This window comes from Microtetraspora malaysiensis, from assembly GCF_001528665.1.
Classification (GTDB): Bacteria; Actinomycetota; Actinomycetes; order Streptosporangiales; family Streptosporangiaceae; genus Microtetraspora_A; species Microtetraspora_A malaysiensis.
Map to the genome: position 1 here is coordinate 62037 of NZ_BBYJ01000027.1, position 25529 is coordinate 87565.

The window sequence follows — 25529 nt, forward strand, 5'->3', positions numbered from 1 at the left end:
CCAGTCAGGATCGAGCCGGCGTGGGGGACAGGCCGGGGAAGCTTCCGTCGGGGAAGGTGCCCGCGCCCGCCGTGCCGTCCGGCACGACCACCTCGTCGCCCTCGCCGAGACCCTCGACGATCTGGACGTACTGGTCTCCTTCGACACCGGTACGCACCTGGCGGCGGACGTCCTCGCCGCCGACCCGTACGGTCACCGTCGCCGTCCCGCCCGGTCCCGTCTCCACCGCACGTGCGGGGACGTAGACCGCGTTCTCGGCCGCGCCGGTCGTCACCGAAACGTACGCCGTCTGGCCGGCGAGCAGGTTCTTCGGCCCGCTGGACAGAGCGACGCGTACGCCGTACCGGACGAGCTGGTTGGCCGTCGTCGCGGTGATGTCGATGTGGGTGATGGTCCCGGCGAACTCCTGCCCGGGGTGGGTGTCCATGGTCACCGTGGCTCGCTGGCCGACCTTGAGCTTGCCGACGTCGGACTCGGTGAACAGCGCGTTCACCTGGAGCTCGTCGAGGTTGCCGAGGGTGATGAACGCGGCGCCCGCGTTCGCCGTGTCTCCGGCCTTGCCGCCGACGCTCATGACCGTTCCCCTGGACGGCGCCTTGATGGTCACTCCGGCCAGCGCCTCCTTGGCGCCCGACAGCTCGCGCTTGGCCGTGGCGACGTCGGCCTCGGCCTGCTCCACTGACACAGTCGCGCCGCCGGAGGGACCGCCTCCGTTGCGACCCTCGCCGACGGTGCCACCCGCGCCACCCGAGGACGCGCCTCCGGAGCCGCCCTTGGCCGAGCCCCGGCCGTTCGATGTGTCGCCGCCGGAGCCGTTCGAACCGGTGGCACGGCCCGCGGTGGGCTTCCCGGTGTCGGAGGTGGGCTTCCCCGTGCCGGTCCCGCAGCCCGCGGCCGAGCCCGCCGTCGCGGACGGCTTCGCGGACGCGTTCCCGTCGCCGCTGGCCGCCGCGGAGCCGCCGCCCAGGATGCCGCCCGACGTGTCGCCGGCCGGGTTCCCGCCGACGGTGAGCATCTTGACGATGGTCTCGATGATGCCCTGGGTGATCGTCACCGTTTCCCTGACGGTCACCCGCTCGGTGACGACGACCGTCTGGGTGACGGTGACCGTGGGGACGGGCTCGGGCGCCTGGGTCGGCTCAGGCGCAGGCGCCTGGGACGGTTCGGGGGTGGGCTCGACTCCCGAGGCCGTCGGCTCCGGGTGCGTCCCCCGTGCGGGCCGCCGTGCTTCGGATCGCCCGGACGTGCCGGTCTTGGCCGATTCGGCCTCGGATGTCGCCGCCCTGGCCGATCCGTCCCCGCTTCGGGACGCGGACGACCCGCCTCCCCCGGCGGAGCGCCGTACGGCGTCGCGTACGGGCTCGGACGTGGAGGTGATCGTGGTCGTGGCGATCGGCGACGGCTTCGACGTCGTCGTGGAGATGGGCGTCGGACGCGAGGTGGTCGTCGAGATCGGCACCGGCGCCGTCGTCACCACTGGAACGGGGGTCACCACGATCGGGTCGGCCGCCGAGGCCGAGGGGGCGGCCGCGGAGGGCCGGGGTGAGGCCGACGCGCTCTTCCCGGGCGGGCAGGAGGCCGCGGCCGAGGGCGTGGGGCCGGTGGAGGGGGTGGTGGACCGCTGGGGCGACGTCCGGTTCGGCGTGGAGGTGGTGGAGTCCGTGGAGGAGCTCTCCGCCTTCTCCGCGTTGTCGAGCGCCTCGTACGCGGCCGACAGCGCGGCGCGGGCCGCGAGGTAGCTCTCCTTGGCCTCGGTCGCGTCCACCCGGGCGAGGGCCTGTCCCGTCCGTACCTTCTGGCCGGGCTTCACGTACACCTTCCGCACCACGCCGGATGCGCCGAAGGACAGGTCGCGGCTGTGCGCGTCCACGGTGTTGCCGCTCGCGGAGACGACGGAGGTGACGTCGCCGCGTCTGGCGGCCACCAACTCGATCCTCGCGGTGGGGGCGGCATCGTCGCCGCCGCCGAGGAGGTAGACGCCGCCGCAGGCGAGTACGGCGCAGGCGAGAGCCAGACCTCCCGTGCGAAGGACCTTGGGCCGAACAGTCATGCGCAAAATGGTGATGGAGCCAGGTCATACCAGGCTCAGCCACGCCTGAGAGTTTTCTGTGCACGGCCGCGCCGCCGGACGTCAGGCGCGTACGAGCGGAGTTGTCAGCAAAGCTTCAGGCACGTCCGAAGTTGGCCCAAGCCCGGACCGGCAGGGTGAAGGCCCGTGAAGCTGTCGACCAGGCGCAGGGCGCTCATCGTGAACGGCACCCTCGGGGTGCTGGTGGCGGGTGGCGCGGTCGCCGCCTACCTCTCCCTCGCGGGCCCCGCCGGCCCGGCGAGCGCGTCCGGCGCCTCGACCGTGACCGTGGGGCGGGGAACGGTCCTCGACTCGGTCTCGGCCTCCGGCTCCCTGGAGAGCGCCCGGAGCGCGTCCCTCAACTTCCGCACCAGCGGGACCATCTCCTCGATCAGCGTCAAAGAGGGCCAGAAGGTCAAAAAGGGGCAGGTGCTGGCACGGCTGGACGGCTCCTCGCAGCGCGACGATCTCGCCGCCGCGTCCGCGAGCCTCAGCGTGGCCAAGGAGCAGAACGAGAGCCAGGCGACCGCCTCCAGCTATTCGCAGTACGTGAAGGCGCTCAACTCCTACAAGAGCGCCAAGCGGGCCCTGGCGGAGACCGTCCTCACGGCGCCGTTCAGCGCCACGGTCACCACGATCAACGGTGTGGTCGGGGACAACGCCGGATCCTCGTCCGGAGGCGGCGGTGGGGCCTCCTCCGGCGGCGGGGCGTCATCGGGCGGCGGCGGGAGCGGCGCGTCGGGTGGGAACTCGTCGGGCTCCGGACTGATCGAGCTGATCGACACCGCGAAGATGCAGATCGTCGGCAATTTCACCGAGTCCGACGTCACCAAGCTGAAGGTCGGTCAGGCGGCCACGATCTCCTTCGACGCTCTGGCGGGGGTGACCACCCAGGGCAAGGTCGGCATCATCAACCCGGTCGCCGCCACGAGCAACAACGTCGTGCAGTATCCGGTGACCGTCACCCTCACCGAGATCCCCGACGGTGTACGGCTGGGCCAGACGGCCACGATCCAGGTGGTGGTCGGCAAGGCGGAGAACGTCCTGACCGTGCCGACCTCGGTGATCACCACCGCCGGAGGCCGTACGAGCGTCACCGTGCTGCAGGACGGGCGGCAGGCCGCCCGGCCCGTGGAGGTGGGCGTCGCGGGCGACGGCGTCACGGAGATCAAGTCCGGCGTCGGGGAGGGCGACCAGGTGGTCCGTCCGGCCGTCACGCCGGGCGGGACCGGCGGATCCACCGGAGGCGGGGTCCGCCTGCAGGGAGGCTTCCCCGGCGGCGGTGGAATGCCCGGCGGCATGACCGGGCGCGGCGGCGGATCGGGTGCCGGCAGATGAGCAGCCCGATGAACGGCCCGATGGACGGAGACCGGTACGGATCCGCCGGATCCGCGAACCGGTGGGCGGGCGAGCCGATGAGCGAACCCGCCGAGGGGCCCGCGACCACGGCGGACCCGGTCCTTCTCATCCGCGACGTCACGAAGGTCTACGGCGAGGGGGAGGCGACCGTACGCGCCCTGCGCGGCGTCTCGCTGACCGTCGAGCGCGGCGACTACGTGGCGATCATGGGTGCGTCCGGCTCCGGCAAGTCCACGCTGATGAACATCATCGGTTGTCTGGACGTGCCGACCACCGGGACGTACCTGCTCGGCGGCGCCGACGTGGGCGCGCTCGACGAGGTCAGGCTGGCTCGCGTACGCAACCGGCGGATCGGGTTCATCTTCCAGTCGTTCAACCTGATCCCCCGGATGAGCGCGCTGGCGAACGTCGAGCTCCCGCTCGCCTACGGCGGCGTGCGGGCGGCCGAGCGGCGCAGACGGGCGCTCGCCGCGCTGGGCCTGGTCGGCCTTTCCGACCGGGTGGGACACCAGCCGAACGAGCTGTCCGGCGGCCAGCAGCAGCGCGTCGCGGTCGCCCGCGCGCTCGTCACCTCACCGACGCTGCTGCTGGCCGACGAGCCGACCGGCGCCCTGGACAGCACGTCCACGAAAGACATCCTGGCGATCTTCGATCGGCTGAACCTGGGCGGCAAGACGATCGTCGTGATCACTCACGAGGACGACGTGGCCGCGCACGCCAAGCGGGTCGTCCGGCTGATGGACGGCCGGATCGTCGACGACCGCAGGCAGGCGCCGGTGGACGGGCCGCCGCCGCTGGTCGACGACCGATCCCCGACGGGAGCGATGAGCGAGCGATGAACGTCCTGGAGATCAGCCGGTTCGCCGTACGCGGCCTGACCGCGAACAAGATGCGCAGCGTCCTGACGATGCTCGGCATCCTCATCGGGGTCGCGGCGGTGATCCTGCTCGTCGCGGTCGGCCAGGGCTCGTCGGACTCGATCAAGCAGCGCATCCAGAGCCTGGGCGCGAACACGCTCACCGTCTCCGCGTCGTTCTCGGGCGGGTTCGGCGGCCCGGCGGGAGGTCGCGGCGGTGGCGGCGGCGCGGCCGGCCCGCGTACGCAGGCGCGCGGCCTCACCCTTGAGGACGCCCGCGCCATCGCCGCCTCGGGTGACGCGCCCTCCGTCAAGAGCGTCTCGCCGGTCGTGACCTCCTCGTCCGCCACGACGACGTACGAAGGGGCGAGTCACAGCATTTCCCAGGTCGTCGGTACATATCCGAGCTATTTCGAGGCGACCAACAAGCCGGTGACCTCGGGGGCGTACTTCACGAACCAGGACGTCACGGCGGTCCGCAAGGTCGTGGTCATCGGGAAGACGGTCGCCGACGAACTGTTCGGCCAGGTCGATCCGGTGGGCAAGAAGGTCAACATCCAGGGCGCCGCGTTCACGGTCGTCGGGGTGCTCAAGGAGTCCGGTTCGACCGGCGGCCAGGACGCCGACGACATCGCCGTCGCCCCGCTGCCCGCCGTACAGCAGAGCCTGACCGGGTACGGCTCGCTGGGCAGCATCGTCGTGCAGGCCACGAGCGCCGAGGTGACGGACGTGGCCGAGGCGGAGATCACCGCGATCCTCGACCAGCGGCACGACGTCACGGGGAACGCGACCGCGGACTATCGGATTCTCAACCAGGCCAGCCTGCAGGAGACGGTGACCGAGGCGACCGGGACGTTCACCGTGCTGCTCGCGGCGGTGGCGGCGATCAGCCTGCTCGTCGGCGGCATCGGCATCACGAACATCATGCTCGTGACCGTCACGGAACGGACCCGCGAGATCGGCATCCGCAAGGCGATCGGCGCTCCCCGGGGCGCGATCCTCGGCCAGTTCCTCATCGAGGCGACCCTGCTCAGCCTGGTCGGCGGCCTGCTCGGGGTCGGTGTGGCCGTCGCGGGCAGTCAGTTCACGATCGCCGGGGTGCAGCCGGTCATCGTGCCGCAGTCGATCGTGCTGGCTCTTGGTGTCTCGGTCGCCATCGGCCTGTTCTTCGGCAGCTATCCCGCCAACCGCGCCGCGAAGCTGCGCCCGATCGAGGCACTGCGCTTCGAGTGACCCCGCGCGGTGACCGAGACGAGCACCAGACCAGGAGATGAAATGAGCAGAGCGAAGGCCGGGGCGCACGAGCCCGAGGCCGAGATGCCGGCGGCGGAGCTGCTGGACACCTCGCCGTTCGGCGACGAGCCCGAGCCGGAGCCCGAGGCGCGGCCGGCCAGGCGGGGGATGTCGAAGGTCACCCTCGCGCTCGGCGCCGGCGTGGTGCTCATGGCGGGCGTGCTCATCGGCATCCAGGCCCAGAAGGCGTGGGGGACGGCGTCCCCGTCCGGCGCCGCGTCCATGGCGGGGAACGGCGCCGCGCGCGGACTCGCCGGGGGCTTCGGCGGCGGCGGCGGCACGGGCCGCGGCTTCGGCGGCGGCATGCCCGGCGGCTTCCCCGGGGGCGGCCAGGGCTCCCAGCGGGGTCAGGGCCCGCAGGGGCAGGACGGCCAGGGCCCGCAGGGGCAGGGCGGCCAGGACCAGCCCGGCAGGGCCGGAGCGTCCGGCGGCATGACCGTCGGCACGGTCAAGCTCGTGGACGGCGCCAAGGTCTACGTCCAGACCGCGGGCGGCACCATCGTCACGGTCAGGACCAGCGGCGACACGAAGGTGCAGGTCACCAAGGCCGGAAAGGTCGCCGATCTCAAGGTCGGCGGCCAGGTCGTCGTCACCGGCCCCACCGACGACGAAGGAGCGGTGGACGCCACCTCGGTCGTCCAGAGCGCCAGGAACCGCTAGCGAGAGCCGGCCCTTACGCACCCCGCCGGCCCCAGCGGCAGGGACGCGGACCGACCCCCGAAAGGAGAACATCAGATGAAACCGGAGGCACGTCTGCTCGTCGTGGACGACGAGCCCAACATCAGGGAACTGCTCTCTGTGAGCTTGAGATACGCCGGCTTCGAGGTGGTGACCGCCTCCGACGGCCAGGAGGCCGTCCAGATCGCCGAGCGGGTACGGCCCGACCTGATGGTGCTGGACGTCATGCTGCCCGACATGGACGGCTTCGCGGTCAGCGGCCGGCTCAGGGACGCCGGACGGCGGATCCCGGTGGTGTTCCTGACCGCGCGGGACGCCACGGGCGACAAGGTCGCCGGGCTGTCCCTGGGCGACGACTATGTGACCAAGCCCTTCAGCCTGGAGGAGGTCCTGGCCCGGATCCGGGCGGTGCTGCGTCGTACGCGCGGGGAGGGCCCCCATTCCAGCCGGTTGCAGGTCGCCGACCTGGAGATGGACGAGGAGGCGCACCAGGTCTGGCGCGGCGGCCGGCAGGTACGGCTCTCGCCCACCGAGTTCAAGCTGCTGCACTATTTCATGATCAATCAGGGCCGGGTGCTGTCGAAGGCCCAGATCCTCGACCACGTGTGGCACTACGACTTCGGCGGCGACCGCAACGTGGTGGAGTCGTACGTCTCCTATCTGCGGCGGAAGATCGACACGGTGGATCCCAAGCTCATCCACACGCTTCGCGGCGTGGGCTATGTCCTCCGTGCGCCCCGTCGCTGAGATCAAGCGGCGGCTCGCCCGCACTCCTCTCTGGCTCCGCCTGGTCGGGGCCACGCTGCTGCTGGTGACGCTCGCGATCGCGCTCACCGGTGGCTTCGCCGTGCAGTTGCTGCGCGGCTATCTGATCGACCGGGTGGACCGGCAGCTCACGGCCTTCACCCGGCCCAAGGCCGTCCCGCAGGGGGACCAGGACCGGGTGACGCCGACCCCCGGCGGGACGCGGCCCCAGCGGCAGCCGGGCTTCTACTACATCGTTCTGCTGGACGCGCAGGGCCACGCCGTACGGACCGTGCAGGAGCCCCCGAACGTCGATCCGCCCGTCCTGCCCCGCCTCACGACCGGTGTCGCCGAGCGGATGCGCCGCACGCTGTTCACCGCCGTCTCGCGCTCCGGAGGGCAGTGGCGCGTGGTCGCCATCGGCGAGCCGGACGGCGTCACCCGAGTCGTCGCGGTCAGCCTCGCCGAGATCGAGGGGACCGTCTCCCAACTCGTCGTCATCGTGGCCGGGGTCGGCCTCGGGGTGATCGTCGCGCTCGGCCTGGCCTGCTACTGGCTCGTACGGCGCAGCCTGCGCCCCCTCGGCGAGATCGAGCGTACGGCGCAGGCGATCGCGGGTGGCGACCTGTCCCGGCGGCTCCCGCTGCGGCACCGCCGTACGGAGATCGGACGGCTGGGCCGGGCGATCAACGGCATGCTGTCCCAGATTGAGTCGGCGTTCCGCGACCGCGAGAAGTCGGAGGCGATGGCGCGCCAGTCCGCGTACGACGCGCGGCGGTCCGAGGAGCGGATGCGCCGGTTCGTGGCCGACGCGTCGCATGAACTGCGCACCCCGCTCACGTCGATCCGCGGGTTCGCCGAGCTGTACCGGCAGGAGCGCTCCCAGGACCCGGCCGTGGTGCTGCGCCGGATCGAGGACGAGGCGGCCCGGATGGGTCTCCTCGTGGACGACCTGCTGCTGCTCGCCCGGCTGGACCAGCAGCGCCCGCTGGAACGGCGGGCCGTGGACGTGCTCAGCCTGGCGGCGGGGGCCGCGCTGGACGCGCAGACGCTGGCCCCGGATCGTGAGATCGACTTCGTCCGGCTGGACGGCTCCGACGGCCCGGTGAAGGCGCTGGGAGACGAGCACCGGCTCCGCCAGGTGATCGGCAACCTGGTGGGCAACGCCCTGCGCCACACCCCGCCGGGCACGGCCTTCCGGGTCGGGGTGGGAACGCTGCCCGACGACGGCTCCGGAAGCGGCGAGACGGTCCTGATCGAGGTGGCCGACGAGGGGCCGGGCCTGCGCGAGGAGCAGGCCGAGCGCATCTTCGAGCGGTTCTACCGCGCGGATCCGGCGCGCAGCCGCGCCGACACGGGCGGCACGGGGCTCGGGCTGTCCATCGCGGCGGCCATCGTGCAGGCGCACGGCGGCACCATCACCGCCGAGTCCCCGCCGGGCGGGGGAGCCGTCTTCCAGGTCCGCCTCCCGGCCTGCTGAGACGCGCGCGGATCCCACCCGCGTCCGGTTCCCACCCGCACCCGGCTACCCCCGAGCCGGATCCCGCCCGCGCCCGGGTCCTCCCACGCATCCGGTCGGACCGGTTTACAGACGATCCTCAGCGGCGCCCGATGCGGCTCCAAGTTTTCTGCGCTGAAGTGGATCGCCGTACGCGAGCGGCGCGAAACCGGAGACCGCTCGCGTCACTTCTGAGGTGAAAGGCCGGGTGGATCACCGTGCGCTTCCTGTACGCCGCCGTGGCGGCGGCATCCCTGCTGGCCGTCGCGGGCTGCGGGGGAGACAAGACCGACGCGGGCGCCGCCGCCGACGGCGACCAGCGCGCGGCGTACCTGAACTGCCTCCGCGAGAACGGCGTCACCATGCCCAGCGGACGCCCCGGCGGCCGTCCGAGCCGCGCGCCCGGCGACGACGCGGGCCCCGGGGCCGCCGCGGACGGTCAGCCGGACCAGGGTGGCGCGGGAAGCGCGGGCGACACGCCCGGCCCGCGTCCGAGCCGGGGGCCCGGCGGCTTCCGCTCCATGTCCCCGGAAATGCAGAAGGCGATGGAGGCGTGCCGGTCGCTCATGCCCGAGGGCGGGCGCGGCTGGGGTGGGCGCGGTCCCGGCGGCGATGAGGGACGCGGTCCCGGCGCCGCCGACGTCGCCGCCATGCAGCCGTTCCGCACCTGCATGAAGGACAACGGCGCCGAGGTCGCCGAGGGCAAGAACTGGCGTGGCCTCGACCAGAACGACCCGAAGGTCGCCGCCGCCCTCAAGAAGTGCCGCACCCTGCTGCCCGAACCCGCCCCTCAGTCGTCGTAACGGCGACCGCCCGCGCGCGGCGGCCACGCGGGTCGGCGCAAAGCCGCAATACATCATCTTTTGTACGGCTTTGTGCCAGAAAGTTCCCGTATCACGGCATTTAGCAGGGGCTGGTGCGGGAAGGTCCGTGGGTATGCCGGGCAGTACGGGGTTGCTCGAAGCCCTTGGAGGGCTGCGAGATCAACTCGACCACGACCTGTTCCCCCTGGAGATCGGGGACGTCGCGGCAGACCGGCGTGCCCTCAAAGAGCTGACCGGGCAGCTCGACGACTACCTGCTGCCCCGGCTGGCCGCCATCGACGCGCCCCTGCTGGCCGTCGTCGGCGGGTCCACCGGCGCGGGCAAGTCCACCCTGGTCAACTCCATCGTCCGGGCAGACGTCACCGAGCCCGGCGTGCTCCGGCCGACCACTCTCGCGCCCACCCTCGTGGCAGGCCCCGAGGACGCGGACTGGTTCATGTCCGGCCGCGTGCTGCCCGGCCTGCCCCGGGTCACCGGCCCGGGGCCGGGCCAGCCGGGCACCCTGAAAGTGTCCGTGGTGGAGACGCTCACGCCGGGGCTGGCGCTGCTCGACGCCCCCGACATCGACTCGGTCGTCACCGCCAACCGCGAGCTGGCCGCGCAGCTCCTCGCCGCCGCCGACCTGTGGCTGTTCGTCACCACCGCCGCCCGCTACGCCGACGAGGTCCCCTGGAGCTTCCTGCGCAGCGCCCGGGAGCGCAGCACCGCCCTCGCGATCGTGCTGCAGCGGGCCCCACGGGAGGCGATGGCCCCGATCACGGCCGACCTGGAGCGCCTGCTCCGGGAGAACGGGCTGGCCGGTACGCCCCTCTTCGGCGTCCCCGAGCTGGTCCTTCCGTCGGAACGGGCCAGGTTGCCGGCCGAGGCCGTACGTCCGGTCACCGACTGGCTGGCCGCCCTGTCGGCCGACGCGCGTTCCCGCGCCCGGGTGGTACGCCAGACGCTGTCCGGCGCCCTGGACAGCCTCGTCGCCCGGGTGCCCGTGCTCGCCTCGCACGTGGAACGGCAGCGGGAGGGCGTCGCGACCCTGCGCGACGTCTCCGTGAAGGCGTACGACTCGGCGATGTCGGCCTTCGACGAGGGGATGCGCGACGGCTCGCTGCTCAGAGGCGAGGTGCTCGCCCGCTGGCAGGACTTCATCGGCACCGGCGACCTGATGCGCGCCCTGGAGTCCCGCGTCGGCTGGGTCCGCGACCGCGTCGTCGCCTTCGTCAGAGGACGGCCCGCCCCCGACCGGGAGCTGCGGGTGGCGCTGGAGAGCGGCATCGAGTCACTGATCCGCTCCTCGGCGGAAGGCGCCGCCGAACGCGTCGTGGAGTCGTGGCTGACCATGCCGGCGGGCCGTGACCTGCTCGAACGCGCGGGCGTCGCCACGGCCGGACGGCTCGGCCGCGCGTCACCCGAGCTGCGCGCCACCGCCGCCTCGGAGGTGCGCGCCTGGCAGGGAGAGGTGCTCGACCTGGTACGCAGCGAGGGCGCGGACAAGCGGATCGCGGCCCGGGCCGCCTCCTACGGCGTGAACGGCCTCGGCCTGCTGCTCATGTTCGGCGCCTTCGCGTCCACCGGCGGCATCACCGGCCTGGAGATCGGCATCGCGGGCGGCACCAGCGTGCTGAGCCAGAAGCTTCTTGAGGCGATCTTCGGCGACCAGGCGGTGCGCATCCTGACCTACGAGGCGCGCCAGGCCCTGCGCCGGCGGGTCCGGGGCGTCCTGGACCGGGAGCTGGCCCGGTTCACCGACCTGCTCGACGGCATCGCCCCGGACGAGGAGATCCCGGGGCGGCTGCGCGCCGCGGCCAGAGCCGTGGAGGAGCGGAAACGGGAGATCCCGGTCGGGGCGGTCCCGGGCGGTGGGGAGAGCGGGCCCTCCGGCGGTACGCGGTGAAGCTGAAGCGGAGAAGGGCCGCGCTCACCCTGGACGACCGCCTCGCGGCGCTCGCGGAGGCGACCGACCTGGCGGAGGGGCGGCTCGGGCACCCGCTGGTCGAGCGGGCCAGGGCCGTGGTGGCCCGGGCGGGCCTGCGCAGCGGGCTCTCGGTGGACCACACCGCCGTCGCCCTCGCCGGAGCGACCGGCAGCGGCAAGTCGTCGCTGTTCAACGCGCTGGCGGGCACGCCGCTCGCCGACGTGGGGGTGACCCGGCCGATGACCGCGCACGCCCAGGCCGCGCTCTGGGAAGGGGGCGGCGCGGGGCCGCTCCTGGACTGGTTCGAGGTTCCCCGGCGGCACTCGGTGGACGGCGGCGACCTCTCCGGGCTCATCCTGCTCGACCTGCCGGACCACGACTCGATCGAGCTGGCCCACCGGCTCGAGGTCGATCGCCTGGTCGCCGTCGTGGACCTGCTCGTGTGGGTGCTCGACCCGCAGAAGTACGCGGACGCCGCCGTGCACGAGCGGTATCTCCGGCCGCTGGCCCAGCACCGGGACGTCATGCTGGTCGTGCTCAACCAGATCGACCGGCTGCCGCGTCCCGCGGTCCGCCGCTGCCTGGCCGACCTTCGCGAGCTTCTGGCGGCCGACGGCCTGTCCGGGGTGCGGGTCGTGGCCGTGTCGGCGCTCACGGGCGAGGGCCTGCCGGAGCTGCGCGAGGCGTTGTCCGGCCTGGTGTCCCGCCGTACGGCGTGGGCGGCGCGGCTGGCCGCCGACGCCGCCGCGGCGGCCACCGTGCTGGCCGGGATCGACGACGCCGCTCCCGAAACGACCCCCGGCGCGGCGACGCCGCTCCGGAGGCTCGGTATGGTGCCGCCGCAGCGGCGGGCGGCCGAGCGTTCCGCGCGCTGGCAGGCCGGCGAACGGCCGAGGCGGTGGGAGCGGCCGCCGCGCCGGCCGGGCGAGGCGCTCCCGGGGCGGGAAGCGGGGGAGATGCCCACGGTGCCGCCCGCCGGGCCCCCGGAAGGGAGGCGGCGGCCGGCCCGGTCGTCGCCCGGCGCCCTGGAAGAGACGCTGGTCGAGGCCCTGCAAGAGGCGGCGGCGGTGCCGCTGGTCGTCCAGTCCGTGGCCAAGGCGCACCGGCACCGGTCCGTGGCGGCGACGGGGTGGCCGGTGACCCGCTGGCTGCGGAGGCTGCGCCCCGACCCGCTCCGCCGGCTCCACATCGGAGGCGCCCCCAGTACGCCGGGACGGACGTCCGTGCCCGCGGCGACCGCCGTCCAGCGGTCGCAGGTGGACACCGCGATCCGGGAGGTGGGCGCGCGGGCCGCCCGGGAGACGCCCGAGCCGTGGGCGGCCGCCGTCCGGCACGCGGCCCGCTCACACCTCGGCGAGCTGGGGGACGAGATCGACATGGCCGTGGCCCGGACGTCTCTCGGCGCGTCGCGCCGGCCGCGCTGGTGGCAGGCCGTGGGAGCGCTGCAGTGGCTGGTCTTCGCCGTGCTGGTGGCCGGGGCCGCCTGGCTCCTCGCGCTGTTCGCCGTCGCCTCGCTCATGCTGCCCGCGCCGCCCACGCCCAAGGTGGGCGAGGTGCCCTGGCCGACGGTGCTGCTGGTCGGAAGCGCGGTCGTGGGGCTGGCCGTCGCCCTGGTGAGCCGCCTGGCCGCCTGGTTGGGCGGCCGGCGCAGGGCGCGCCGGGCCGCCCGCGCCCTGCGCGCGAGCATCGACGCGGTCGCCCGCCGCCTGGTGCTCGCCCCGGTGAGCGAGGAACTGGACCGCTACCGCCGCTTCCTCGCGCTCATCACGATCGTGCGATCACGCTGAGCAGTCTGGGCGGTCTGGGCGGTCTGGGCGGTCCGGGCGGCCCGGTCCGCCCGATGGCACGCTCAGGTGTCCGTGGCGCGTTCCGCCTGCCTGCGGGCGGCGTCCAGCGGGTCGGGCAGCGGGTCCTTCGCGGTCTCGAGCTGCCGCGGGTGGCCGCCGGTCACCTCGCTGTCCTCGGCCGCCGCCTTCGCCTCCGCGGCGGCGCGCTCGGCTTCCCTGACGGCCTCGGTCCCCGCGGAGCGTTCCCGCTCGTCGGGCTCGCGGGTCGCCGCCGAGCGGGGCAGCGCCTCGGTGAACGCCCGGGAGACCCCCTGCAGCGCCGAGGTGACCTCGCTCGGGATCACCCAGAACGTGTTGCCCTGGCCGTTGGCGAGCTGCGGGAGGACCTGGAGGTACTGGTAGGCGAGCATCTTCGGGTCGGGGTCGTTGCGGTGCACCGCCTGGAACACCTCGTCGATCGCCTGCGCCTGGCCCTCGGCCTTGAGGATCTGGGACGTACGCTCACCCTCGGCCCGCAGGATCGAGCTCTGCTTCTCACCCTCGGCGGTGAGGATCTGCGACTGCCGGAGACCTTCGGCGGTGAGGATCGCGGCGCGCTTGTCCCGCTCGGCGCGCATCTGCTTCTCCATCGCCTCCTTGATGGTCTTCGGCGGGTCGATCGCCTTGATCTCGACGCGGTTCACCCGGATGCCCCACTTCCCGGTCGCCTCGTCGAGCACGCCGCGGAGCTGGCTGTTGATGGTGTCGCGCGAGGTCAGCGTCTTCTCCAGGTCCATGCCGCCGACGACGTTGCGGAGCGTGGTGACGGTGAGCTGCTCCACGCCCTGGATGAAGTTCGCGATCTCGTACGCCGCCGCCCGCGGGTCGGTGACCTGGAAATAGAGCACGGTGTCGATGTCGACGACCAGGTTGTCCTCGGTGATCACCGGCTGCGGCTGGAACGAGACCACCTGCTCGCGCAGGTCGATCAGCGGCCGCACCCGGTCCACAAAGGGGATGATGAAGTTCAGGCCGGGCCCGAGCGTCCGGTTGTACCGGCCGAGCCGCTCCACGTTGCCCGCGCGGGCCTGCGGGACGATCCGGACGGACCGCAGCACGGTGATGACCACCAGCACGGCGACGACGATTCCCGCGATCAAGGACAACTCCATGCTCACTCCTGCGTTCAATCCCGTGGGTAGACGAGGGCGGTCGCTCCCTCGATTTCGATGACGTCCACCGTGGCGCCCGCCGGGATGACGAGGGTCTCGTCGTAGGAGCGGGCCGACCACTCCTCACCGCCGATGCGTACCCGGCCGTCCCTGCCGGTCACCTCCTGGGTCACGTACGCGGGCCGGCCGACCAGGGCGGGGACGCCGAACTTGCGGGAGGGCGGCTGCCTGAGGTGGCGGCGGGCGATCGGGCGGATCCCGGCGATCCCGGCGATGGAGGCGGCGATGAAGACGATGAGCTGGAGGCCGACGGGAACCCCGATGGCGGCGACGCCCGCCGTGAGCAGGGCCGCGACGGCGATCAGTCCGAGGGCGGCGGTCAGCGTGAATATCTCGGCCACTCCCAGGCCGGCGGCCAGGATCAGCCATATGATCCACGAGTCCATTTTTTCGCCTCCAAAGCGATAAACGGATCCCGTTTCGTAGGGGTTCCTTCTTTCACGTTAACTCTGTCCGAGCGACGCCCGATGTTTCAAGGTTCGGCGGAATCATCGGGCCGATGAACGCGCGCACCGGTCCCGGCTCGCGGAGTGCGCTGCCCTTCAGCCACTCGTACCAGGAGAGTTGCCAGAAGCCCCAGCCGTTGTTCCATTCCAGCAAGCGGTCGGTGTCCGTGACGATGACCGGATCGCCGCGCAGCGCGTTGTCGTAGAACCAGGTGGCCTGGTCGGGGCGGGCGTTCACGCAGCCGTGGCTCACGTTGGCCCGCCCCTGCGCCCACACGTTGTTCTTGGCGTGGACGTATTCGCCGCTGTTGGAAATCCGCACCGCGTGGCCGATCATCACGTCGTAATATTCGGGATCGCCTTTCTTGCGGCCCGGCGAGATCATGCGGACCGGATCGCCCTTCTCCATTGTCAGATGGACGCCGCTGGTGGTGGTGTACTCCCTGGTGGTGGCCATGCCGGCGCTGATGGCCATGCGCTGGGCGACCTCGCCGTCCTGGCGCACCACCATCTGGTGGGTGCGCGTGTCGACCGTGCTGACCATGCGCCGCCCCACGGAGAACGCGATCGTGCGGTCCGCCGTGCCGTACGTGCCGGGGGCGGCGCGCACGCCCGCGAGGTGGGCGGTGAAGACGACGCTCTGCCGGGCCGGCCACAGCGTGCTGGTGCGGAACACGACCTGGCTGTCGCTGAACCAGTGCCACGCGCCGTCCACCGGCCCGCTGTACGACGCGGAGTACGCCCGGGTGTCGTGCTGGCCGTACTCCGCCGGGGTCGCGAGCGGGGTGGCGCGGACCTCCAGGGCCCGCTCCACCGCCCGCCTGTCCTCGACCGGCCGGTCGAACGTCAGGATGATCGGCATCCCCACGCCGACGGTCTCGTGGTCGTTCGGGGTGACGGAGAGGACGTCGAACGAGCGCCGCGGGCTCAGGGTGCGGAACCGGCCGCTGATCCGGGCGGTCGCGCCGCCGGAGGCGGCCGCCGTGGCGCTCACGACGTACTCGGTGCCGGGCGCCAGCGCCCAGTCGGACCGCCACACCGTGTGGGAGGCGTTGAAGCTGCCCGGCACGGTGGCGCCCCCCGCGTGCGCGCTGAGGGCGGTCAGCGTGCCGTCGTGCGCCGTGACGACCAGCCCCTTGTCCGGCCGGACGGCCGACGCGTCCGGCGCGGGAGACATCGTGATGCGCGGCATCGCGCGCGGACGCTCCGGGGCGGTCAGGGCCGAGCAGGCGGCGAGGAGGAGCAGCGCCGCCGTCGCGAGGAGAGCCGTCGTCCATGCCGCGAACCGCATCCGCCGCCTGCCTCCTCGGTGCCCGATCCAGGTGCCGCGCCGTGGACCTTCCCGGCTCGCCGCGCCCGCCGGGACGGCTCCTCACGGCGGCGCCGGGTCACCCGGGCGCCCCGGTGAACCCTCGCCGTGACGAGGATCCACAGGTGCCGTCGTCGCGCTGAGTAGCAGTATAGGTACTGATCGTGACTCTAGGTCGCCGGCGTGATCCTCCCGGTGACCGCGCCGAGCGCGATGCCGCCCGGCGCGACCGCGCTGATCGTCACGGTGTCGCCGTCCTCCAGGAAGGAGCGCGTGGTGCCGTCGGCCAGCTTGATCGGCTCGGCGCCGTTCCAGGTCACCTCGATGAGCGAGCCGAACGCGCCCTCGCTGGAGATCGTGCCGCTGGCGAACAGATCGCCCGTGCGCAGCGACGCGCCGTTGACGGTCATGTGGGCGAGCATCTGGTCGGGCGTCCAGTACATGTCGCGATACGACGGGGTCGAGATCGTCTCGCCGTTCAGCTCGACCCGCAGCGTGAGGTCGAGGCCCCACGGCGCGTCCCTGCGCAGGTAGTCCAGCGGGGCCGGGTCCTGCTCGCGCCCGGCGACCCGGGCCGGGCGCAGGGCCTCCAGCGGCGTGATCCACGGCGAGATCGAGGTGGCGAACGACTTACCGAGGAACGGGCCGAGCGGCACGTACTCCCACGCCTGGATGTCCCGCGCGCTCCAGTCGTTGACCAGGGTGACCCCGAAGACATGGTCGTCGAACGCCCCGGCCCGCTCGCCGAGCCGGGTCGGCGCGCCCACCACGTAGCCGAGCTCGGCCTCGATGTCCAGCCGCACCGAGGGGCCGAACGACGGCCCCGGCATCCGCTGCCCGCACGGCCGCCTGATCGGGGTGCCCGAGACCACGACCGTGCCCGCGCGCCCGTGGTAGCCGACCGGGAGGTGCCGCCAGTTGGGCTTCAACGGCTCCTCGTCCGGGCGGAATATCCGCCCCAGGTTGGACGCGTGCTCAAGCGAGGCGTAGAAGTCCACATAGTCGGCCACCTCGACCGGCAGGTGCATCGTGACCTGGTCGAGCGGGACCAGGTGCGGCTCGACGGCGGCCCGGTTCCCGCCCGCCTCGGCGGCGAGGATCGCCTGCAGCCGGGCGCGCGTCTCCTGCCATGCCGTACGGCCGCGGGCGAGGAAAGGGTTGAGGCTGGGCGCGGCGAACACCTCGTCGTCCAGCACGGGCGCGAGGTCGAGCACGTGGTCGCCCACGCGCACGCCCACCCGGGGCGCCTCTCCCTGGCGCGAGAAAACGCCATAGGGCAGGTTGTCCAGGCCGAAGAGCGACTCGTCCGCTCCCGGCACCCAGCTTCGCGTCACCGTCGTCCTCTTCCGTCGGAGCTGTGTGTGGTCTGTCCCGGTCGTTCTTTCCCCACCGGTCAGCGGCGGGGCGCCCACGTCCAGGCGTATGCCGGATCCTCGCATGCCAGGGCGGCCGAGCCCAGGTCGAGCGGGCGGAACGTGTCGATCATGACGGCCATCTCGGTCGTCTCCTTGTGGCCCTGCCGTACGGCCTCGACGACGGCCTCGACCGCGCCCGGCTGCGGCCCGTGCGTGAACCCGGCCGGGTGCAGCGAGATCGAGCCGACGTCGATGCCCGAGCCCCGCCGCGCGCTGTAGTCGCCGCCGACGTAGAACATGAGCTCGTCGGAGTCGACGTTGTGGTGGTTGTACGGGATCGGCACCGCGTCCGGATGGAAGTCCAGCGGCCGGGGGCAGAACGAGCAGATCACGAAGCCCGGGCCCTCGAACGTCTGGTGCACCGGCGGCGGCGCGTGCGTCCGCTTCACGATCGGTTCGAAGTCGTGGATGTTGAACGCGTACGGGTAGAGGTAGCCGTCCCACCCGACGACGTCGAAGGGGTGGTGGGCGTAGGTCAGCCGGGTGAGCCCGCCACGGGTCCGGACCAGCACCTGCACCTCCTCGCCGTCCACGAGCAGCGGCTCGGTGGGCGCGCGCAGGTCACGCTCGCAGTACGGCGCGTGTTCGAGGAACTGCCCGTACGCGGACAGGTAGCGCCGGGGCGGGCGGATGTGCCCGGCCGCCTCGACGACCAGCGCGGTGACCGGGCCCTCCGGGACCCAGCGGTGGATGGTGCCGGTCGGGATGACGACGTAGTCGCCCTCGCCGGCCTCGATCACGCCGTACGTGGACTCGAACCGGGCCCGGCCGCTCGCGATGTAGACGCACTCGTCGCCCATCGAGTTGCGGTAGAGGTCGCTGGGCGCGTCGGTCGCGACGTACGACATGCGGACGTCGGAGTTACCGGCGAGCGGCTGCCGCCCGGTGACGAGGTCGCCCCCGGGGATGAGGTCCTGGGTGCGGAAGTGCCGCGGCGAGAGCGGCAGGTTCGGCGTGAGGCCGGAAGCGCCGAGATCGACGGCCTCCGCCTTCACGATCGCCGTCGGCAGGTGGCGGTGGTAGAGGAGCGACGAGTCGGACGAGAAGCCCTCCTCGCCCATGAGTTCCTCGGCGTAGAGCCCGCCGTCCGGACGGCGGAACTGGACATGGCGCTTGCGGGGCACATCGCCCACGACACGGTAGTACGGCATTGGTCCTCCGCGTACGGAATGCGGACGTCGGTGTCCTCTATACGTACGACGATCGGTCATAGCCGTGGAGATGTCAAACCCTTTGGAGCACAAAAAGACGATTTCTCCAGGCATTGCGGTAGCGGCGATCGACGATGCCTCCTGATGTCGGTATCGATGCCGATACCGAGGAGACGGGCAGGCCGCCGGGTATCCGGCGACGCGCTCGCGCGCAGCCGTGTCCACCGCTTGTGGACAACCGCGGTGACGGGATTACTGGGCGAGGGTGTGGGCGAGGTCGCGGGCGGCCTCGGCGACGCGGGGGCCGACCGCGTCGACGTCGAGCAGGCCGAAGGTGACGACCCCGACCGAGGCCTCCAGCCAGGGAAGCCCGCGGAGGGGGACGGCGATCCCGCGCGCGCCCTCCTGCAACTGCCCTTCGGTGACCAGGAACGGCCGGGCCGCCGCGGTCTCCGGTTCCGCCTCGTCGCCCGCCGGCCGGGCGCCCGGGTGCGTCTGTTCCCGGGCCGTCTCCTCGCGGAGGGCCAGGATGGCGAGCCCGGCGGCTCCGCGCGTGAGCGGGTGGCGGGAGCCTTCCCGGTAGGAGAGGTGCATGTCGGTCCACGACGGCTCGACCACGGCGATGGCGACGCCGTCCTCTCCCTCGGCCACGGTCAGATGCGCGGTGGCGCCGACCTGCTCGGCGAGCGCGCGCAGCGCGGGCAGCGCCGCCGCGCGCAGCAGGGGTTGCACGGCCTGCGCCATCACGAGCACGCCGAAGCCCAGGTGGACCCGCCCCTGCGCGTCACGCCGGGCGAACCCCTCGTTCTGCAAGGTGGTGAGCAACCGGTAGACGACAGGGCGGCTCAGCCCGAGCTCCTGGGCCAGCTCGGTGGGGGTGCGCCCCCGGTTTCCGTCGGCGAGCAGCCGCAGCAACCGCAGCCCGCGCTCCAGCGTCTGCGCCGATTCCGCCGCCATCATGGAAGCGATTATCGCCACTCCACCCGCCGGACCGCCGTCCGCCCTGGCGGCGCGGGGGGTGAAGTGGCGATGACGCGGTCAGGCGAGCGGGCGGCCGCTCTGGAGCCAGACGCCGAACTCGTCGATGTTGATGAGGCCGTCACCGTCGGTGTCGACCTTGTTGATCACGGCCTGGGCGCTCTCGACGGTGATCCGCTCGCCGAGCACCTCCATGAGGCGCACCAGCTCTCCGGCCGAGATCAGGCCGTCGTCGTCGCTGTCGACGAGGTCGAACGTCGCCGCGTACTCGCTCATGTCTTTTCTCCTCGTCCGGCGGCTCGTCGGCGTCCGAGAGCGTTTCCGGCTGTCGGTTCTGGTTGGCGAGCAGCACGATAGTCGGACAAGTCGCGATCGGAGCTGTTTTGTGACAAGCCCGGATCGGTGTCTCGCCGCCACCCCGGCCCCGGCCGTTGAGCCCTTGTCGTCCAGCCGAGGGGAGAATGTCCGGGTGCGTGTCGGGATTCTGGGACCGCTACGTGTTTCCGCGGGGGAGGTCAAGGGGGCCCGGCTGCGCGCTCTGCTCGTACGGCTGGCACTCGACGCGGGACGCGTGGTCACGACGGGGCGGCTGATCGACGACCTCTGGGAGGACGACCCGCCGGAGAACCCGGTCGCCGCGCTGCAGTCGTTGGTCTCCAGGCTCAGGCGCCAGGTCGGAGGGCTCGTCTCCCACCCTTCCGGCTACCGCCTCGACGCCGAGGTGGACGCCGCGCTTTTCGAGAACCTGGCCGCGGGCGGCAGGCGGGCGCTGCGTGGCGGAGATCCGTTGGCCGCGGCCGACCTGCTCCGCGAGGCGCTGGCCTTGTGGCGCGGCGAGCCGTTGGCCGACGCCGCCGGGTCGCGCTTCGCCATCGCCGCCGTCACCCGGCTGGAGGAGATCCGGCTGCGCGCGCTCAGCGACCGGATCGAGGCCGATCTGGCGGCCGGCGTCCCCGGCGCCGCCCTTGTCGCCGAACTGCGCGACCTCGTGACGGAGCACCCGCTGCGCGAGCCGTACCATGTGCTCCTGATCAGGGCGCTGCTGGCGGCCGGGCGGCGGGCCGAGGCGCTGGCGGCGTACGAGAGGGTGCGCCTGCTGCTGACCGAGGAGCTCGGGGTCGATCCCGGCGACGATCTCCGCGCGGCCCATCGCGTGGCGCTCGGCGGCGGTCGGGAGCCGATGCGGACGCGGCGCGACAACCTGCCTGCCCGGTTCACCACGTTCGTGGGCAGAGCCGACGACGTACGCCGGGTGGGCGGGCTGCTGGAACGCCACCGGCTGGTCACCCTCACCGGCACCGGGGGCGCGGGCAAGACCCGTCTGGCGATCGAGGTGGCCGCGGGTGCGACCGAGGACGCGGTGAACCGGGAGCGTGAGGCGGAGAGCGGGTCGGGCGGGGCCTCCCTGTTCCGCGACGGCGTGTGGCTGGTCGAGCTGGCCCCGGTGGGCGCGGACGCCGTATCGGCGGTCGTGTCCAACACCGTGGGGCCGATCTCCGAGCTGGCCGAGCGGCGGATGCTCCTGGTGCTCGACAACTGTGAGCATGTCGTCGAGGCGGCGGCGGAGCTGGTGGAGCAGGTCCTGGCCGTGAGTCCCGGCGTGCGGATCCTGGCCACCAGCCGCGAACCGCTCGACCTGCCCGGTGAGACCCTCCACCCCGTACGGCCGCTGGATCTCGCGCCCGCGATGGCGTTGTTCGCCGATCGGGCCGCCGCCGTCAGCCCGGACTTCGTGCTCGACGGCTCGACCGAGGGCGACGTGGCCGCGATCTGCGCGCACCTCGACGGCGTGCCGCTGGCCATCGAGCTCACCGCGGCCCGGCTGCGTTCGCTGCCCCTGCCACGGCTGGCCGCCGTGATCGGGGACCGCCTGCTCGACCGCGGCAGCCGTACGGCACAGCGGCGGCATCGCACTCTGCGCGCGGTCATCGGCTGGAGCTGGGACCTGCTCGACGAGGAGGAGCGCACGCTGCTGGCGCGGATGTCCGTCTTCGCGGGCGGCGCCACGGCCGAGGCGGTCGAGCGGGTCTGCGGGGCCGGACTCGACGTGCTGGTCTCGCTGGTCGACAGGTCCCTGGTCCAGGTGAGCGCTGATCGCTACCGGCTGCTGGAGAGCGTCCGCGCGTTCGCCGCCGAGCAGCTCGCCGGGAGCCCGTACGGGCATGGCGGCGGCCTCACCCCGGAAGCCCGAGCGGCGGCGGAAGGCGCGGAGGCGGTCGGGGCGGTCGAGGCGGTGCGGCGGGCCCACCTGGCGTACTACCTGGAGTTCGCCGAGGCGGCCGACCCCTTGTTGCGCACCGGTGACCAGGTGCGCGTGCTGGGGGAGGTGGACGCCGAGCGCGGCAACCTCGACGCCGCCCTGCGGCACGCGGCCGCGACGGATCGGCGGGCCGCCCTGCGCATGTTCGCGGCCCGTACCTGGACCTGGATCATGCGGGGACAGCGGCGCGAGGCGGCCGAGTGGGCGGCGCCGCTCGGCGCGGGGGAGCCTCCCGAGGGGCTGGCCCCGGAGCACGCGCTGTGCCTGGTCATCCGACCCGACGAGCGGTTGGAGGACGCGTTGCGGGTGCTGCGCGGCTCGGACCGGCCGATCGCCCTCGTGGCGTGGTCGCTCGGGGACGGACACGCCGGGGACGTCGCGGAACGGGCCGGGTCCGCGACCGAGGGTTTCCACGACCATCCGGATCCCTGGGCGCGCGCCACCTGTCGCCTGGTGCGGGGGCTCGTCACGCTGGAGTTCGTCCCCGGCGGCGCCGCGACCGCCGAGAGGCTGCTGGACGAGGCGCTGGCCGGATATCTGCGCGTCGGCGAGCGGTGGGGGCTGTCGATGGCGCGTTACTGGCTCTCGCTCGCCCTGGAGAACAGGGGCGACGCGGCGCGGGCGCTGGCGGTGCTCGAACAGGCCGCCGAGAGCGCCGCCGAGATCGGCGCGCCCCAGGTGCTGCCCGCCCCGGGGATGCTCGCCGTACGGCTGGCGCAGCTCCGGGGGCGTACGGGTGACCTGGCCGGGGCCAGGGCGGGGCTGGCGGCGGCTCGGGAGGGCGTGGAGCGGACCGGGGACGGGTCCGCCCTGGCGCGGATCGAGTACGTGCTGGGCGAGCTGGCCCGCCGGAGCGGTGATCGGGGGGAGGCGCTGCGCCGGCTGGCCTCGGCACGGGAGCTTCTCGACGGGCAGGCCGCGCCGCAGCAGTTCCGCGCCCTGCTGGAGGTGGAGCTGTCCCGGTCCGCGGAGCCCGCGGAAGGCCGCGCGCTGCTGCGTGCCGCCCTCGGCCGCGAGTTCGACGACGACATCGCGAGAGCGGCGGTGTGGGAGGGCGCCGCGGAGTGGTGCCTGGCCGCCGGCGACCCGCGCCGGGCCGCGGTGTTGCTCGGCGCGGCCCGGCGGCTGCGCGGCATCGAGGAGACCGCCGACGAAGAGATCCGAGCGCTGGAACGCCGATGCGCGGACGCGCTCGGCCCGGACGGCTTCGCCGCCGCCTGGAGTTCACACCAGGGCCAGATAGGCGGTGAGTTCCTCGACTGACGAGGTGGCGACGCCGACATACCCGTCCGGACGGACCAGGACGAACCGCTCGTTCGCGTACGGCTCGTTCGGGTACGGCTCGGCGAGCCGGTAGGCGCGGATCTCCCGGCCGGGCACATTGTGGGACACCTCGTCCGGCCCAGGCAGGGCCCCTGTCGACAGCAGCGTGAAGTGCGGTCCCCGGAACAGGTCGAACAGCCGCACGGGGGTTCCGTCCGCGAGCCGGTGACGTCCGTCCGGCGCCCGATCGCCGCCGTGCCGCGCCAGCGAGCCACCCCGGTAGCCGAGCTGGAGCTGCTCGGTCTTCTCGTCGCGCCGGTAGGTCTTCCCGTCGTGCAGCGCCGTGCTGAGGCCGAGCACGTGGGCGGCGATGGGCAGCCGCTCCTCCTCGTAGGTGTCCAGCAGCACCTCCGGCCCGCCCGCCAGCACTCGGGCGATCTTCCAGCCGAGGTTGTACGCGTCCTGCACGCCGGTGTTGAGCCCCTGACCGCCCGCCGGCGAATGGACGTGGGCGGCGTCACCCGCGAGGAAGACCCGGCCGACGTGATACCGCTCCGCCATGCGGATGTTCACCCGGTACAGCGAGGCCCACAGCAGGTCGTCCACCCGAAGGCCGCGCAGCAGGGAGCGTTCGCGGAGGACCCGCCGGTAGCCGGACAGTGTCATGTCGGGCTCGACTCCGGGCCGGAGCGGGGCCATGAACTGGAAGGTGTCGGTTCCCGCCATGGGAAACAGTGAGACGATCCCCTTGCCCGGCATGACCCAGACGTGGATGTGCCGCCGATCGAGACCGGAGATCCGGACGTCGCCGACGAGCATCCGCTCTTCCTCGCGGGTCTCCCCGGCGAAGCCGACGTCCAGCGCCTTGCGTACGAAGCTCCGGCCTCCGTCGGCGGCCACCAGGTAACGCGCCCGCACGGTTTCGCCGGTGCCCAGAACGGCGGTCACCCCGGCTTCGTCCTGGTGGAGGTCCACCAGCCCGGCCCCCCACTCCACCGCGCCGCCCAGCGCGGCCAGCCGCGCGCGGAGCACCTTCTCCGTACGCCACTGCGGCTGCATGATCACCATCGGGTACGGCACGGCCGCCGTGGGGGCCTTCATCTTGTGCATCCGTCCCTGGTAGACGGGCACCCGGCCGATCTTCACCCGGAGCGGCGGATAGACCGTGCCGGTCGCGAGGATCTCGTCGATCACGCCGAGATCGTCGAACACCTCCAGCGTGCGCGGCTGGAGCCCCTTGCCCCTGGATCCCTCGAACGGCCGGGACGCCTTGTCGACGACGCGGAAGCGGACGCCGCGCCGGGCCAGGTCGACGGCGAGCGTCAGGCCGGTCGGCCCGGCGCCGATGATGAGGACGTCCGTGTCGTCGCCTTGTCGCTGCTTCCTCTCGCGGCCGTGCTCCGGGCGGCTGCCCGCCCGGTGGCCGGCGCCGGCCGTGCTCGTTGTGTCGTGCTCGGGCGCGTACTCGTTCGCGTGGTCCATGGCGGTCACTGTCGTGGCGCCCGCTGCCGGATCGCTGTCACGCGCGTTCGCCGTACTGTCACGGCCCGTGCCGCCGCATTGGGGCCGCCGGTCAGCGGCCGATCTGTGCGAGGAGCCACGGCCGCAGGACCGGCAGGACATGGGTGGGCTGCATGGCCTGCGTGTGGTCGAGCCCGTCCAGGACGCGTACGTCCCATCCGAGGGCTTCCAGTTCGGCGCGTCGGTTGATGATCGGGCCGGCCAGGCTGACGTGGACGTCGCCCCAGCGTTCGCCGTAGGAGATCTCGTCCGCCGACCCCACGAAGCACAGGCGGGGGCAGGCGATCAGCGGTTGGGCGGCTCGGTCGTCGAAGCCGCGCAGTGCCTCGTACAGGGTGACGAACTGACGGGCCTGCGGTTCTGAGATGGTCACCTCGGCGGTGTCCCAGTCGTAATCGTCGGCCGTCTGCCCGTCTCCGGGCTGTTCCGCCGGCTCCTGCTGGTCCTGCTGGTCCTGCTGGTCCTGCGGGGCGTGCGCGGCCGCGGCCGCGAGCTCGTGCGTGGCGGTGGTGACCTTCAGCATCCCGTCATAGGGCCCGCCCAGGGGTGGGAACCCGCCCATGACCAGCGCGGACAGGCGATCCGTGCGGATGGCCAGCTGGAGCCCGCTGAGGGCCAGCCACGAATATCCGTAGTAGGCGAACCGATCGGCGCCGACCGCGTCGGCGACCGCCAGCAGATCCGCCGTGATGGCGTCCGGTGTCAGGGTGTCCGCCTTGGGCGTGGCCATGAGGTGGCCCTCGTAGTCGAAGGCGGCGACCTGGAACGCGTCGCCGAGCCCCTCGACGAGGGAGCGGCCGAGCGCCGGGTCCATGCCCCACTTGCGCATCTCGTCGGCTTTGGGGCCTTCGGCCGGCCGTGGGTTGACCGGGAGCAGCACCGTGGGGCCGGCGCCGTGCACCTCGATCTCGATCGTGCTTCCGTCGTGCAGTTTCGCTTCGGGCATGAGGTTCTCCCCTCGT

General features: G+C 72.8%; 20 protein-coding genes. 10 read left to right on the forward strand and 10 right to left on the reverse strand.

Annotated features, from left to right (window positions below; all coding sequences use genetic code 11):
- Window positions 1-4: 4 nt before the first annotated feature.
- Window positions 5-2050, reverse strand: a complete 2046-nt coding sequence (locus AWQ71_RS44490; RefSeq protein WP_157570684.1) for an efflux RND transporter periplasmic adaptor subunit — start codon at window positions 2048-2050, stop codon at window positions 5-7.
- Window positions 2051-2215: 165 nt separating this feature from the next.
- Here AWQ71_RS44490 and AWQ71_RS44495 point away from each other — a divergent pair, with 165 nt between their 5' ends.
- From AWQ71_RS44495 to AWQ71_RS44045, 9 genes are all read left to right on the forward strand, one after another.
- The gene (locus AWQ71_RS44495) at window positions 2216-3406 is read left to right on the forward strand and encodes an efflux RND transporter periplasmic adaptor subunit (protein ID WP_067139930.1); all 1191 of its coding nucleotides are present in this window, start codon (window positions 2216-2218) and stop codon (window positions 3404-3406) included.
- Window positions 3407-3483: 77 nt separating this feature from the next.
- Entirely contained in the window at window positions 3484-4266 is a 783-nt protein-coding gene (locus AWQ71_RS31320; protein ID WP_067140082.1) for an ABC transporter ATP-binding protein, read from the forward strand.
- Window positions 4263-5516, forward strand: coding sequence for an ABC transporter permease (locus tag AWQ71_RS31325; protein WP_067139933.1), 1254 nt, complete (start codon window positions 4263-4265; stop codon window positions 5514-5516). The genes AWQ71_RS31320 and AWQ71_RS31325 overlap by 4 nt, the downstream gene beginning before the upstream one ends.
- Window positions 5517-5558: 42 nt before the next feature.
- A complete protein-coding gene (locus tag AWQ71_RS31330) occupies window positions 5559-6236 on the forward strand; it encodes a hypothetical protein (protein ID WP_067139937.1) in 678 nt (225 codons plus the stop codon).
- A gap of 75 nt (window positions 6237-6311) precedes the next feature.
- On the forward strand, window positions 6312-7001 hold the full coding sequence (locus tag AWQ71_RS31335; protein WP_067139940.1) for a response regulator transcription factor: 690 nt from the start codon (window positions 6312-6314) through the stop codon (window positions 6999-7001).
- Window positions 6985-8478, forward strand: a complete 1494-nt coding sequence (locus AWQ71_RS31340) for a sensor histidine kinase (RefSeq protein ID WP_245658645.1) — start codon at window positions 6985-6987, stop codon at window positions 8476-8478. Before AWQ71_RS31335 ends, AWQ71_RS31340 begins: the two co-directional genes overlap by 17 nt.
- 236 nt (window positions 8479-8714) lie before the next feature.
- Window positions 8715-9299, forward strand: coding sequence for a hypothetical protein (locus AWQ71_RS31345; RefSeq protein WP_067139945.1), 585 nt, complete (start codon window positions 8715-8717; stop codon window positions 9297-9299).
- A 133-nt stretch (window positions 9300-9432) separates the two neighbouring features.
- Window positions 9433-11205 carry a GTPase family protein gene (locus tag AWQ71_RS31350; RefSeq protein ID WP_245658646.1) on the forward strand — a complete coding sequence of 591 codons (1773 nt, stop codon included), beginning with the start codon at window positions 9433-9435 and terminating at the stop codon, window positions 11203-11205.
- Window positions 11202-13013: a GTPase gene (locus tag AWQ71_RS44045; RefSeq protein ID WP_169806681.1), complete on the forward strand. Its 1812-nt coding sequence runs from the start codon at window positions 11202-11204 to the stop codon at window positions 13011-13013. Before AWQ71_RS31350 ends, AWQ71_RS44045 begins: the two co-directional genes overlap by 4 nt.
- Before the next feature lie 62 nt (window positions 13014-13075).
- Here the strand turns inward: AWQ71_RS44045 and AWQ71_RS31360 are convergent, their stop codons facing one another.
- The 7 genes from AWQ71_RS31360 to AWQ71_RS31390 form a co-directional block, all read right to left on the reverse strand.
- A complete protein-coding gene (locus tag AWQ71_RS31360) occupies window positions 13076-14164 on the reverse strand; it encodes an SPFH domain-containing protein (protein WP_067139949.1) in 1089 nt (362 codons plus the stop codon).
- 14 nt (window positions 14165-14178) lie between these two features.
- Complete coding sequence (locus AWQ71_RS31365) at window positions 14179-14610, reverse strand: NfeD family protein (RefSeq protein ID WP_067139952.1); 432 nt, start codon at window positions 14608-14610, stop codon at window positions 14179-14181.
- 52 nt (window positions 14611-14662) lie between these two features.
- Window positions 14663-15961 carry a L,D-transpeptidase gene (locus AWQ71_RS31370; protein WP_067139955.1) on the reverse strand — a complete coding sequence of 433 codons (1299 nt, stop codon included), beginning with the start codon at window positions 15959-15961 and terminating at the stop codon, window positions 14663-14665.
- 188 nt (window positions 15962-16149) lie between these two features.
- Window positions 16150-17313: a fumarylacetoacetase gene (fahA, locus tag AWQ71_RS31375; protein ID WP_067139958.1), complete on the reverse strand. Its 1164-nt coding sequence runs from the start codon at window positions 17311-17313 to the stop codon at window positions 16150-16152.
- 59 nt (window positions 17314-17372) lie between these two features.
- A complete protein-coding gene (locus AWQ71_RS31380; protein ID WP_067139961.1) occupies window positions 17373-18545 on the reverse strand; it encodes a homogentisate 1,2-dioxygenase in 1173 nt (390 codons plus the stop codon).
- Window positions 18546-18797: 252 nt separating this feature from the next.
- Window positions 18798-19505, reverse strand: a complete 708-nt coding sequence (locus AWQ71_RS31385; RefSeq protein WP_245658648.1) for an IclR family transcriptional regulator — start codon at window positions 19503-19505, stop codon at window positions 18798-18800.
- Between the two features lie 78 nt (window positions 19506-19583).
- The gene (locus tag AWQ71_RS31390) at window positions 19584-19799 is read right to left on the reverse strand and encodes an EF-hand domain-containing protein (protein ID WP_067139964.1); all 216 of its coding nucleotides are present in this window, start codon (window positions 19797-19799) and stop codon (window positions 19584-19586) included.
- A 193-nt stretch (window positions 19800-19992) separates the two neighbouring features.
- On the opposite strand from AWQ71_RS31390, the gene AWQ71_RS31395 reads away from it, so the two are divergent.
- Complete coding sequence (locus AWQ71_RS31395) at window positions 19993-23046, forward strand: AfsR/SARP family transcriptional regulator (protein WP_067139966.1); 3054 nt, start codon at window positions 19993-19995, stop codon at window positions 23044-23046.
- On the opposite strand, the gene AWQ71_RS31400 is transcribed toward AWQ71_RS31395, so the two are convergent.
- Window positions 23008-24528 carry an FAD-dependent monooxygenase gene (locus AWQ71_RS31400; protein WP_084259504.1) on the reverse strand — a complete coding sequence of 507 codons (1521 nt, stop codon included), beginning with the start codon at window positions 24526-24528 and terminating at the stop codon, window positions 23008-23010. The two genes, AWQ71_RS31395 and AWQ71_RS31400, sit on opposite strands and share 39 nt — an antisense overlap.
- Window positions 24529-24619: 91 nt before the next feature.
- Window positions 24620-25513, reverse strand: a complete 894-nt coding sequence (locus AWQ71_RS31405; protein WP_067139969.1) for an alpha/beta fold hydrolase — start codon at window positions 25511-25513, stop codon at window positions 24620-24622.
- Between the last annotated feature and the right edge of the window lie 16 nt (window positions 25514-25529).